9 protein-coding genes are annotated in these 12126 nt (G+C 69.7%); 3 read left to right on the top strand and 6 right to left on the bottom strand.

The features are described from left to right. Positions 1–29: 29 nt before the first annotated feature. Positions 30–3929 carry a DNA-directed RNA polymerase subunit beta' gene (locus ACIHIX_RS04270; protein WP_399949467.1) on the top strand — a complete coding sequence of 1300 codons (3900 nt, stop codon included), beginning with the start codon at positions 30–32 and terminating at the stop codon, positions 3927–3929. A gap of 76 nt (positions 3930–4005) precedes the next feature. Here ACIHIX_RS04270 and ACIHIX_RS04265 read toward each other — a convergent pair whose 3' ends face one another. The 6 genes from ACIHIX_RS04265 to ACIHIX_RS04240 all read right to left on the bottom strand — a co-directional run bounded on the left by ACIHIX_RS04265 (position 4006) and on the right by ACIHIX_RS04240 (position 10855). Then, positions 4006–5250 (bottom strand): M48 family metalloprotease, encoded by a 1245-nt coding sequence (locus tag ACIHIX_RS04265; protein ID WP_399949465.1) that lies wholly within the window; start codon positions 5248–5250, stop codon positions 4006–4008. Positions 5251–5299: 49 nt separating this feature from the next. Then, positions 5300–5812 carry a Pycsar system effector family protein gene (locus ACIHIX_RS04260; RefSeq protein WP_399949463.1) on the bottom strand — a complete coding sequence of 171 codons (513 nt, stop codon included), beginning with the start codon at positions 5810–5812 and terminating at the stop codon, positions 5300–5302. Then, on the bottom strand, positions 5809–7098 hold the full coding sequence (locus tag ACIHIX_RS04255) for a PE-PGRS family protein (protein ID WP_399949461.1): 1290 nt from the start codon (positions 7096–7098) through the stop codon (positions 5809–5811). The genes ACIHIX_RS04260 and ACIHIX_RS04255 overlap by 4 nt, the downstream gene beginning before the upstream one ends. Positions 7099–7101: 3 nt before the next feature. Then, positions 7102–9204 (bottom strand): hypothetical protein, encoded by a 2103-nt coding sequence (locus ACIHIX_RS04250; RefSeq protein ID WP_399949459.1) that lies wholly within the window; start codon positions 9202–9204, stop codon positions 7102–7104. Beyond that, positions 9201–10010, bottom strand: coding sequence for a hypothetical protein (locus tag ACIHIX_RS04245; protein WP_399949457.1), 810 nt, complete (start codon positions 10008–10010; stop codon positions 9201–9203). The genes ACIHIX_RS04250 and ACIHIX_RS04245 overlap by 4 nt, the downstream gene beginning before the upstream one ends. Before the next feature lie 128 nt (positions 10011–10138). Beyond that, positions 10139–10855 carry a Crp/Fnr family transcriptional regulator gene (locus tag ACIHIX_RS04240; protein ID WP_399949455.1) on the bottom strand — a complete coding sequence of 239 codons (717 nt, stop codon included), beginning with the start codon at positions 10853–10855 and terminating at the stop codon, positions 10139–10141. A 406-nt stretch (positions 10856–11261) separates the two neighbouring features. Between ACIHIX_RS04240 and rpsL the strand changes: the two genes are divergently transcribed. After that, entirely contained in the window at positions 11262–11633 is a 372-nt protein-coding gene (gene rpsL, locus ACIHIX_RS04235) for a 30S ribosomal protein S12 (protein WP_003948652.1), read from the top strand. 2 nt (positions 11634–11635) lie between these two features. Continuing rightward, the gene (rpsG, locus tag ACIHIX_RS04230; RefSeq protein ID WP_003992340.1) at positions 11636–12106 is read left to right on the top strand and encodes a 30S ribosomal protein S7; all 471 of its coding nucleotides are present in this window, start codon (positions 11636–11638) and stop codon (positions 12104–12106) included. Positions 12107–12126 lie beyond the last annotated feature (20 nt).

Raw genomic sequence — 12126 nt, 5'->3', positions numbered from 1 at the left:
CTTACAACCCTGAGAGGGATTGACGCATAGTGCTCGACGTCAACTTCTTCGACGAGCTCCGGATCGGTCTGGCCACCGCTGACGACATCCGTCAGTGGAGCCACGGCGAGGTCAAGAAGCCCGAGACCATCAACTACCGCACGCTCAAGCCCGAAAAGGACGGACTCTTCTGCGAGAAGATCTTCGGTCCGACCCGGGACTGGGAGTGCTACTGCGGCAAGTACAAGCGCGTCCGCTTCAAGGGCATCATCTGTGAGCGCTGTGGCGTCGAGGTCACTCGCGCCAAGGTGCGCCGTGAGCGGATGGGCCACATCGAGCTGGCCGCTCCCGTCACCCACATCTGGTACTTCAAGGGCGTTCCGTCGCGCCTCGGCTACCTGCTCGACCTCGCCCCGAAGGACCTGGAGAAGGTCATCTACTTCGCGGCGTACATGATCACGTACGTCGACGAGGAGCGCCGCACCCGCGACCTGCCCTCCCTGGAGGCGCACGTCTCCGTGGAGCGTCAGCAGGTCGAGAACCGTCGCGACGCCGACCTCGAGGCCCGCGCCAAGAAGCTGGAAAGCGACCTGGCCGAGCTGGAGGCCGAGGGCGCCAAGGCCGACGTGCGCCGCAAGGTGCGCGAGGGTGCCGAGCGTGAGATGAAGCAGCTGCGCGACCGTGCGCAGCGCGAGATCGACCGTCTCGACGAGGTGTGGACCCGCTTCAAGAACCTCAAGGTCCAGGACCTCGAAGGTGACGAGCTGCTCTACCGCGAGCTGCGGGACCGCTTCGGTACCTACTTCGACGGTTCGATGGGTGCCGCGGCGCTGCAGAAGCGCCTGGAGTCCTTCGACCTCGACGAGGAGGCCGAGAAGCTCCGCGAGATCATCCGTACCGGCAAGGGCCAGAAGAAGACCCGTGCGCTGAAGCGGCTGAAGGTCGTGTCTGCGTTCCTGCAGACCTCCAACAGCCCCAAGGGCATGGTCCTCGACTGCGTCCCGGTCATCCCGCCGGACCTTCGCCCGATGGTGCAGCTGGACGGTGGCCGCTTCGCGACCTCCGACCTGAACGACCTGTACCGCCGTGTGATCAACCGCAACAACCGTCTGAAGCGCCTGCTCGACCTGGGTGCTCCGGAGATCATCGTCAACAACGAGAAGCGCATGCTTCAGGAGGCCGTTGACGCCCTCTTCGACAACGGTCGTCGTGGTCGCCCGGTCACCGGTCCCGGTAACCGCCCGCTGAAGTCCCTCAGCGACATGCTGAAGGGCAAGCAGGGTCGATTCCGTCAGAACCTGCTCGGCAAGCGTGTGGACTACTCCGCGCGTTCCGTGATCGTCGTCGGTCCGCAGCTGAAGCTGCACCAGTGCGGTCTGCCGAAGGCGATGGCGCTGGAGCTCTTCAAGCCGTTCGTGATGAAGCGCCTGGTCGACCTGAACCACGCGCAGAACATCAAGAGCGCCAAGCGCATGGTGGAGCGCGGCCGTACGGTCGTGTACGACGTCCTCGAAGAGGTCATCGCCGAGCACCCGGTTCTGCTGAACCGTGCTCCCACCCTGCACCGCCTCGGCATCCAGGCCTTCGAGCCGCAGCTGGTCGAGGGCAAGGCCATCCAGATCCACCCGCTCGTCTGCACCGCGTTCAACGCGGACTTCGACGGTGACCAGATGGCCGTCCACCTGCCGCTCTCCGCGGAGGCGCAGGCCGAGGCCCGCATCCTGATGCTGTCCTCGAACAACATCCTCAAGCCCGCCGACGGCCGTCCGGTGACGATGCCGACCCAGGACATGGTCCTCGGTCTGTTCTTCCTCACCACCGACGGTGAGCTCCGTGACACCAAGGGCGAGGGCCGTTCGTTCGGCTCCACGGCCGAGGCGATCATGGCGTTCGACGCCGGTGAGCTGGCGCTTCAGTCGCAGGTCGACATCCGCTTCCCGGTGGGCACCATCCCGCCGCGTGGCTGGACGCCGCCGGCCGTCGAGGAGGGCGAGCCGGAGTACCAGTCCGGTGACACCTTCCGGCTGCGCACCACGCTGGGCCGCGCGCTCTTCAACGAGCTGCTGCCCGAGGACTACCCGTTCGTCGACTACTCGGTGGGCAAGAAGCAGCTCTCCGAGATCGTCAACGACCTGGCCGAGCGCTACCCCAAGGTCATCGTGGCGGCGACGCTCGACAACCTGAAGGCGGCCGGCTTCTTCTGGGCGACCCGTTCCGGTGTCACCGTGGCCATCTCCGACGTCGTCGTTCCCGAGGCGAAGAAGGAGATCGTCAAGGGCTACGAGGCGCAGGACGAGAAGGTCCAGAAGCAGTACGAGCGCGGTCTGATCACCAAGGAAGAGCGCACTCAGGAGCTCATCGCGATCTGGACCAAGGCGACCAACGAGGTCGCCGAGGCGATGAACGCGAACTTCCCCAAGACGAACCCCATCTTCATGATGGTTGACTCGGGTGCCCGAGGAAACATGATGCAGATGCGGCAGATCGCCGGTATGCGTGGTCTGGTGTCGAACGCCAAGAACGAGACGATCCCGCGTCCCATCAAGGCGTCCTTCCGTGAGGGCCTGTCCGTGCTGGAGTACTTCATCTCCACGCACGGTGCCCGTAAGGGTCTGGCCGACACCGCCCTGCGTACCGCCGACTCGGGTTACCTGACCCGTCGTCTGGTGGACGTCTCGCAGGACGTCATCATCCGCGAGGAGGACTGCGGCACCGAGCGTGGTCTCAAGCTCGCGATCGCCGAGGTCGGCGCGGACGGCGTGCTGCGCAAGGCCGACAACGTCGAGACCAGCGTGTACGCCCGTGCGCTGGCCGAGGACATCACGGTCGACGGCAAGGTGCTGGCCCCGGCCAACACCGACCTCGGCGACGTCCTCATCGACGAGCTGGTCAAGCACGGTGTCTCCGAGGTCAAGACCCGCTCGGTCCTGACCTGTGAGTCCGCCGTCGGCACCTGCGCGATGTGCTACGGCCGCTCCCTGGCCACCGGCAAGCTGGTCGACATCGGTGAGGCGGTCGGCATCATCGCCGCCCAGTCCATCGGTGAGCCCGGTACCCAGCTGACGATGCGTACCTTCCACACCGGTGGTGTGGCCGGTGACGACATCACCCAGGGTCTGCCGCGTGTCGTCGAGCTCTTCGAGGCCCGTACCCCGAAGGGTGTCGCCCCGATCTCCGAGGCGAGCGGTCGCGTTCGCATCGAAGAGACGGAGAAGACCAAGAAGATCGTCATCACGCCGGACGACGGCAGCGACGAGACGGCGTTCCCGATCTCGAAGCGCGCCCGTCTTCTGGTCAGCGAGGGCGAGCACGTCGAGGTGGGCCAGAAGCTCACCGTGGGTGCCACCAACCCGCACGACGTGCTGCGCATCCTGGGTCAGCGTGCCGTCCAGGTCCACCTGGTCGGCGAGGTCCAGAAGGTGTACAACTCGCAGGGTGTGTCGATCCACGACAAGCACATCGAGATCATCATTCGGCAGATGCTCCGCCGCGTGACGATCATCGAGTCCGGCGACGCCGAGCTGCTGCCCGGCGAGCTGGTCGAGCGCTCGAAGTTCGAGACCGAGAACCGTCGTGTGGTCCAGGAGGGCGGTCACCCGGCCTCCGGTCGTCCGCAGCTGATGGGTATCACCAAGGCCTCGCTGGCGACGGAATCCTGGCTGTCGGCCGCCTCCTTCCAGGAGACGACCCGAGTCCTGACGGACGCGGCGATCAACGCCAAGTCCGACAGCCTCATCGGCCTCAAGGAGAACGTCATCATCGGTAAGCTCATCCCGGCCGGTACGGGTCTGTCCCGCTACCGCAACATCCGGGTGGAGCCGACCGAGGAGGCCAAGGCCGCGATGTACTCGGCCGTCGGCTACGACGACATCGACTACTCGCCGTTCGGCACGGGCTCCGGCCAGGCCGTTCCGCTGGAGGACTACGACTACGGTCCGTACAACCAGTAGTAGTTGGCTCTGAAGTCCTGAAGGGCGGCCATCCCGTTTCGTACGGGGTGGCCGCCCTTCGGCGTTTCCTGGTGGTTCAGAGGCCGGTGCGGAGATACGGCTCCAGGGCGCGGATACGCGTGTGGTGGTCCGGGTGGGTGGAGAGCAGCCGGGCGAAGGTACCGGGCTCCTTGAGACGGTGGCCGGCCGCCACGATCTGTGCCTTCTCCCGGTCCTCCTCCGCCTGGAGCTGGTGCAGCACCTGTGTCATCTGCCCGGCGAAACCGAGGACCGCGGCCTGCTGATCGGCGCGCAGCTCGGCCTTGCGGCCCATGAGGGCGAGCAGATACGGGGCGAGGACCAGGGGGATCGTGAGGTAAGGGACCGCCATGAACCCTCCGACGAGGGCCATGCCGATGATCAGAGCCACCAGGATGTACGCCCGCCAGGACAGCACGCCGGCGATGACGAGGGCGATCCGGGCCACGAACTTCGTGACGGCCCAGGCGATCCGGCCCGGCAGGGAGTACCAGTAGCCGAGCAGGCCCGCCCAGGCGTGGCCGCCGGTGTGATGGCCGAGTTCATGGGCGAGTACGGCGGCCAGGTTGCTGCTGGGGATCTCGTTGAGGGCGTAGGTGGTGACGCTGACGACGTGTCCTGCGACCGCCGAGGCGTTGAGGTCGGGGCTGTTCTCGACCATGAGGTCATAGCTGTGCGCCTCGATGCCGGCGCGGGCCGTGACCTCGCGCCAGATCGGTTCGAGCCGGGCCTGCTCCTCGGCCAGCGGGGCGCGCAGCTTGAGGACGTGGCGGGCGAAGGCCAGCTCGGTGGGGCGGTGGAAGACGAAGCCTCCGGTGGCCAGCCAGGCCAGGACGACGATCCAGCCGCCGGTCTCGCCGAACAGCGCGAACGCGATGGCACCGACCACGGCCGCGCTCACGACGAGGCTCGGCACGTGGACCAGCAGGCTGCCTATCGCGGTGGCGTCGGCCCCGCGCTGATGAGCCGCGACATGGACGCGGGCGCCGAGGTGGCGGTAGTCGAGGTCGTCGGGGGCCGGGGAGGTGGGGGTGGGTTGTGGAGGGATCAGGGGAGCGGGGGCGGTCGGGTATTGGGGTGGGGCGGTGGCCGCGGTGGTCTGGGGGGCCGGTGCGGTGGGGTACGTGGGTGGGGGCGCTGGAACTGCGGTGGGATACGAGGGGGGTGGGACGGCGGAGTACTGAGGCGGTGCCGGCGGCGTGGGGTACTGGGGTGGCGGTGCGGCCGTGGGGTACTGCGGTGGGGGTGGTTCCGTGGGGTGCTGTCGTTCAGGAGTGGCGGGCGGGTCCGGTGGTTGGGTCATGACGGCTCCTTCCGGGTGCGTGAGGCGGGGTACGTGGGTGCGGGAGGCGTCAGCCGGTCAGCAGGCTCGCGGGGAGCAGCAGCGCGCCCGCGCAGAAGGTGATCAGGCCGGCGCGGATCCACTGATGCTTGCGGGCGGCGATGAGGCTGGTCTCGGTGAGGGCTGCCGTGAGGCCGGCGGCCGGATCGCGTTCGGTGTCGGCGAGCGCCTCGCTCAACCGGCCTTCGCGTAGGGCCCGTTGGACGTCACCGAAGTAGCAGAGCGGGCGCCCCGGGGCCCACTCGCCGGTGCCGTATCGGGGCAGTACGGCGAGCAGCAGCGCGAACAGGGAGAGGGCGAACGCGAGGACCCCGGCCCACCACAGGACGGCGCCCGGAACCGAGAGCGACTGAGGGCTCCAGGTTCGCCCCGCCACCAGACCGCTGAACACCCCGGCGGTCATGCCGAGCGCCGCGACCAGCACGGACGCCTTGCTGTCGGCGCGGGCTATCTCGCCGCGCATCTCGGCCAGGAGCCGTTCGGCCACCTGCCGGCCCGGGGGAGCGATGACCGGCGCGGTCATGCGGGCGCCCCGTCGGAGGTGGAGGACTGGGCGGGCGGTGCGGTGGGCGGCTCCGGCTGAGCGGGGGCGGGGGGCTGGGGCGGGAGATACGGGCCCGGCGTGGGGGGCGTGACCGGCACGGGGCCGCCTGCGGCGTACGGCGTTCCTGATGCCGGGGTGGTTCCCGGCACGTACGGCATCCCCGGTGGCGGTGTCCCCGGTGGCGGCCCGTACGCCGATGTCGGTGGTGCCGGTGCGGGGGCTGTCCCCGGTACGTGAGCCGTTGCGGGTGTGGCCGGGGCTCCCGGGTAGGTGGGGCCCGGAGCGGCGGGGAGTTCGCCGGTCGGGGTGGCCGGGGGCTGGGTTCTGCGGTGGAGGAGGTCGTCGACCTCCTGGCGGATCTGCTTCAGGGACTCGGCCTTCTGGTAGTCCTCCAGATCGTCGCCGCCGATCAGCTCCAACTGGGTTTTGATGAAAGTCAGTTGGTCTTGGTGGATGTTGTTGATGACGAGTTGGGTGTCCTCGGGGTGGGCGGCGAGATGGAGGGCCCAGGCGCCCACCCCGCCGTGCTGGAGCCAGTACTGGTAAAAGTGGATCTTCTCGGCCACCAGTTGCTGCTGCTGCCGCTGTTGCAGCGCCTCCAGCTCGTAGCTCTGCTGCGCCACCCGCATCCGGTACGCGTGCTCGGGGTCGAGCATGTCCGTCTCGTAGCGCAGTGCCCGCTGTCTGCGCCGATGGGCGAGCGCCTCTTCGTCGAGGGTGAGGCGGAGCACGCAGGTGACCGCCAGGCCGATGCCGGCCGCGAAGGAGCCGACGGACAGGGCCTGTTGTACCGCCGCTTCCGCCGTAGCGCTGTCCTCGATGGAGAAGCCGCGGCTGACCGGGCGGGCGAACTGCTGGAGTTCCCGGGTGAGCCGGGTCGGGACGTCCCGCTCGCCGCTGCGGACGTAGGCCTCGGGGTCGTGCACCCGCCAGGTCAGGTCGGCCGTCGCGCCGAAGGAGAACGCGTCGTCGTCACTGGGCAGCTGGAGGTCGAGCCGCACCGGGTGGCTGCCCATGTCGACCTCGTAGACCGAGGTGTAGCGGCGGGTCGCCGCGTCCGTGCGGCTGGGGCGGTGCGGTGGGATGTACACGTCGTACGCCCCGCCCGCCGTCGCGAAGACCAGGGCGTGGTCGATCGCGGTGACCTGGCGGCGCGCGGTGTAGTCGAACCGTGAGATGGGCTTCACGGTGAGGACCGGGTCGATCAACGTGCTGTGCCGGTCGGCCTGTTGCTGCCACTCCGGCTGACGGCGGAAGTCCGCCATGGGTCAACTCCTCGGCTGAGCGGGTGTAGAGGGGTGCAGTACGGCGAGCAGGCGGTCCGCCACCGGGGGGCGGGGGCCGCCGTCCTCCGCCCGCATCGTGCGCAGTTCGTGGTCGAGGCGGTCGCGGTCGGCCGCCGTGACGATCAGGGCGGGCAGCAGGAACTCCAGCGCCTGGGCGGCGTCCGGGCGGCGCTGGGCGACCTGCGTCCAGGTACGCAGGGCGTCCAGGGCCTGCCGGGTGTGGGTGCGGTCGCCGAGGGCGGCGCGCCAGAGGGCGGCGAGATCGCGGGCCGAGTCGGTCTCGTACATGCCGGTGTCGGCGTACCAGTCGACGAGCGCGCCCTCGTCGGCGTTGTCGCAGGCCCGTACGAAACCGGCCAGGGCGAGGGCCCGTACCGACGGGGTGTCGTGCTGGAGCAGCCGGACCAGTTCGGAGAGCATCTCGCCGCGGCGAGCGCCCACCGACAGCAGCAGGGCCGTCGACTCGACGAGGTTGTCGCTCTCGGCCGGGGTGCTGTCGTCCACCCGCGCACGGGCGGCGAGCGCGCCCAGCGCCGGGGCGGCCAGGTCGGGGCGGAGCGGGGCGAGCAGGCCCAGGGCGCGGATCGCGGTCCAGCGGCGGGCCCAGTGGCCGTCCGTGCACCACTGGGTCAGCAGCCGCAGCACGACCGGGGCGTTCAGGAGCTGGGCGAGGACCAGAGTGTTCGCCGCCGTCACCCGGGGGCCGAAGGCGCGGGAGACGGCCCAGCCGTCGATCAGTAGGGCCACGGCCGAGGGCAGGTCCGCGCGGGCCAGTACGGCGGCCGCCGCGGCGGTCCGGGTGCGGACCACCGGGCGGCCGTCCCGGGCCAGCTCGCGCAGCCAGGTCACCAGCGCGGGGCGCGCCGACGGATGCCCCGTCCACACCTCCGAGAGCAGCACGTGCGGGGTGTCCTCGCGCGGGAAGTAGGCGGTGAACTGCGGGACCGGACCCCACTCGGTGCTCTCGTCCCGTACCTCGCCCTCGGCCCCGGCGCGTTCGAGCCGTTCCTCGGCGCTCGGGCCGAACACCGGGATCTCCGGCGGCTGCTCCGGTTCCTGGAGCCGCTGGAAGTGCACGAACAGCTTGTCCGCCAGCTCGGCCGCCAGCACATAGGGAGCCTGGTCGAAGACGGCCAACGCGATCAGGAACGCCTTGTCCCGCAGATCGGTGCCGGTGTCGCTCAGCCGGTCCCGGCACTGCTTGACCACCGCGGCCTGGCCGAAGTCCGCGAGCCGTGCCGCCGCCTCGGCGCTCCCGTCGTATCCGGCCAGCACCTCGGCGAACTCGGCGGCCTCGACCGGCCGGTGCGGCCCCCGGGCGAGGAACTCCCGCACCGGGGCGAGGCCGAGCAGCCGGTCCACGTCGTCGCGGCGGCGCAGATGCGCCCGTACGACGTCCTCGGCGTCCGGGGGTTCCCAGGCCAGCGGGGGCACGCCGGGCAGGAACGGCGACCGCTCGACCGTGATCACCAGATAGCCGTCGGTCTGCTTCAGCCGGTCGACGGCGGCGTAGAGGTGGTTCTCCCGCAGGGGGCGGTTACGGGTCAGCGGCAGGTCGCGCAGGACGTGGCCGCCGGGCCGGTCCAGCTGCGCGGTGAGGGTCGAGGGCGTGGTCTCCGAGGAGAGGGCGTGCACGGCCGGTACACCGAGGCGGTGCAGCAGCATCCGCGCGGCCGCGTAGCGGCCACAGGCGTGGGCGCCGGACAGGACCAGGACACGTTCCTCGCGCAGCCGCCGCAGCGCGGTCTCGAAGACGGGGCCGTCGACGAAGACCTCGGCGAGCGCGTCGAGCCGCTCGCGCGGTATCTCCCCGGACGGGGTCCGGTGGGAGGCCGTCGCGTGGCCGTGGTGGTGGATCTCCGTCTTGCCGCCGAGGAACACGTCCCCGGTGACCTGCCCGCCGGACACGCCGTGCTGCGCGCCGCCGACCAGGCTGCCGCCGAAGCCGGTCCCCGGGCCGAGGATGAAACCCGGGGTGTGCGCGAACAGCTCGCGCTGCGCGGCCCGCGCCTCCTGGGTGCGTTCCTCGGGCTCGCCGGGGGTCGGTTCGGCCGCCGTTACCTCCTCGGAGGCGGGCGTCGTCATGCCGCGTCACCGCCGGTCCCGGAGCCGGCTCCGCCCAGATGCACGTTCCCCGTGACCTGCCCGCCGGAGACCCCGTGCTGGTCCCCGGCGACGAGGCTGCCGCCGAAGGAGGGGGCGCCGCCGGTGAAGTGGAACACCGCGGGCGGCGGAGCCTGCCCCGGTGCCGGGCCGTCCCCCGAGGCACCCGGCACCGGGGCTCCCCCGTCCCCCGTTCCACTGTGGTCGCCGGACCGCGCGGGCACCGGCCCGTGCAGCCATGCCTTCAGGGGGCCGTTCTTGCTGTCCACCGTCACGGCGTGGAAGGCGTCCGCCGGGATGCCGGGGTGGTCGTGCCGCACGATCCCCGCATGCACGGCCTCCGAGACGCACAGGGCGAAGTCGTCGCCGCGTTCGCGCAGGGCCGCGCGCAGGAGGGCCGCGTCGAGGAGACGGCAGGCGTGGTTGAGGTCGGAGCCGACCCAGCCGTCGTGGTCGTCGACGGCGACATAGCCCGTGGCGACCACGCCCCGCAGACGGATCTGGGCCGAGCGGGAGGCCATGCGGTTGACCGCGCGCAGCTGTGCGGGGACCTCGGTCAGCAGGGCCCGCAGCAGCGCCGGCACGGAGGCGTTGGCGTCGATCAGCTCCATCACCGAGTCACCCCGGTCGGCGCGCAGCCGCAGCGTCTCGTCGACGCCGGCGCTCTCCAGGGCGCGGTCGGTGATGTCGTAGAGCATCCGCCGCAGGTAGGCCTGCTCGATGTCGTCCCGGTCGCTGTACTTCTCGATGTCGAGCAGGAGAATCGTCCGGCTCACGGGGTCGCTCATGGTCGCCTTTCCGGTGGGGGTCATCGCCTGGCGAGAAGAGTGGCCTCGCGGGCGGCCCCGGCGAGAGGGCGGATGACGCACTGGAACTGTGACCGTGTGCACAGAGGACACGCGGAGGCCCGTACGCCTCAGGACTCCGCGCGAGCGATCCTGCGCAGCACGTCCATCCGCACGATCCGCATCGTGCGTCGCCCGGTCACCACCACGCCCCGGTCCCGCAGGTCCTTCAGCAGCCGCTGCACCATCTCGCGCGAGGCGCCCACCGAACCGGCCAGCTCCTGCTTGCTGAGCGGGACGAGGAGTTCGACGCCGGTCTCGGTGTAGCGGGCGTTGGTGTGGGCCAGTTCGAGCAGGAGGGCGGCCAGCCGCTCGCGTACGTGCATCGAGGCGAACTCGATACGGCGCTGGTCGGCGGCGCGCATCCGGTCGGAGGTGAGGCCGAGCAGGGCGTACGAGACGGCCGGGGAGTCGGCGAGGAAGGCGGTGAACCGTTCGCGTTCCACCGCCACCGCGCGTACCGGTTCCAGCGCGGTGACGGTCGCCGAGCGCGGCCGTCCGGTCAGCGCCGCCGACTCGCCGACGATGTCGCCGGGGCCGCGCAGCGCGAGAAGCGCCTCGTAGCCGTTGACGGCGGCGGCGGTCACCTTGGTCCAGCCGTGGGTGACGAAGAGGACGTACGACGAGGGTTCGTGCTGGTGGAGCAGTACGTCACGGGTGCGGAAGCGGAGTTCGCGGCCGAGCGCGAGGAGCCCCTCGCGGTCCTCTTTCTCCAGCCTGGCCAGGAACGGCACCCGGTCGTCGAGCGCGTTCTCCCCGTTCCCTCCGGGTAAATCGGTCGCCGTCATACAAAGCCCCCCGCTTTCGTCACTCTCCGCAGCAACCGTTCAACGTACTGAACAAGGCAGTGCCCTTGACACCGGTTCAACGACATTCACAGACAGGCAACCGGTGCGGGCGGAAAGAAGATCATCCGGGCGGGGCGCGGAACGGGGACAAGTCCGGCGTGTCGCACCCCGCTCCATTTGTTTTGACCGAAGTCCGTGAGGTAGGTACGCTCAGACCTTGTGCCTGGGGTGTGCCCTGGCTCTCGTGCGTGTCTTCAGCCGCACTCGGGAGCCGTGACACGGCCACCGTGATCTGCGCTCTTCTCGCCTTGCGGCGAGGGTCTACCGGATTCGACACACCCGACCGCGTGGGTCGGCGACGTTCCAGGTTAGCTTCACCATTCGGCACACAGAAACCGGAGAAGTAGTGCCTACGATCCAGCAGCTGGTCCGTAAGGGCCGGCAGGACAAGGTCGAGAAGAACAAGACGCCCGCACTCGAGGGTTCCCCTCAGCGCCGTGGCGTCTGCACGCGTGTGTTCACGACCACCCCGAAGAAGCCGAACTCGGCCCTGCGTAAGGTCGCGCGTGTGCGTCTGACCAGCGGGATCGAGGTCACCGCTTACATTCCGGGTGAGGGACACAACCTGCAGGAGCACTCCATCGTGCTCGTGCGTGGTGGCCGTGTGAAGGACCTGCCTGGTGTTCGCTACAAGATCATCCGCGGCTCGCTTGACACCCAGGGTGTCAAGAACCGCAAGCAGGCCCGCAGCCGCTACGGCGCCAAGAAGGAGAAGTAAGAATGCCTCGTAAGGGCCCCGCCCCGAAGCGCCCGGTCATCATCGACCCGGTCTACGGTTCTCCTCTTGTCACGTCGCTCATCAACAAGGTGCTGCTGAACGGCAAGCGCTCCACCGCCGAGCGCATCGTCTACGGCGCCATGGAGGGCCTTCGCGAGAAGACGGGCAACGACCCGATCATCACGCTGAAGCGCGCTCTGGAGAACATCAAGCCGACCCTCGAGGTCAAGTCCCGCCGTGTCGGTGGCGCGACCTACCAGGTCCCGATCGAGGTCAAGCCGGGCCGTGCGAACACGCTCGCCCTGCGCTGGCTGGTCGGTTACTCCCGCGCCCGTCGCGAGAAGACCATGACCGAGCGTCTGCTCAACGAGCTTCTCGACGCTTCGAACGGCCTCGGTGCGGCCGTCAAGAAGCGCGAGGACACCCACAAGATGGCCGAGTCCAACAAGGCCTTCGCGCACTACCGCTGGTAGTCGCTACCCACGACGAGACC

The sequence above is a fragment of the Streptomyces sp. NPDC051913 genome, from assembly GCF_044593635.1.
Lineage (GTDB): Bacteria > Actinomycetota > Actinomycetes > Streptomycetales > Streptomycetaceae > Streptomyces.
This window is presented reverse-complemented; position numbering and strand designations above follow the sequence as displayed.

Bases quoted from the DNA above. Each gene is read 5' to 3' on its own strand.
- ACIHIX_RS04240 (WP_399949455.1), bottom strand. From the start codon at position 10,855: ATGACGGCGACCGATTTACCCGGAGGGAACGGGGAGAACGCGCTCGAC.
- ACIHIX_RS04245 (WP_399949457.1), bottom strand. From the start codon at position 10,010: ATGAGCGACCCCGTGAGCCGGACGATTCTCCTGCTCGACATCGAGAAG.
- ACIHIX_RS04255 (WP_399949461.1), bottom strand. From the start codon at position 7,098: ATGGCGGACTTCCGCCGTCAGCCGGAGTGGCAGCAACAGGCCGACCGG.
- ACIHIX_RS04265 (WP_399949465.1), bottom strand. From the start codon at position 5,250: ATGACCCAACCACCGGACCCGCCCGCCACTCCTGAACGACAGCACCCC.
- ACIHIX_RS04250 (WP_399949459.1), bottom strand. From the start codon at position 9,204: ATGACGACGCCCGCCTCCGAGGAGGTAACGGCGGCCGAACCGACCCCC.
- ACIHIX_RS04260 (WP_399949463.1), bottom strand. From the start codon at position 5,812: ATGACCGCGCCGGTCATCGCTCCCCCGGGCCGGCAGGTGGCCGAACGG.
- rpsG (WP_003992340.1), top strand. From the start codon at position 11,636: ATGCCTCGTAAGGGCCCCGCCCCGAAGCGCCCGGTCATCATCGACCCG.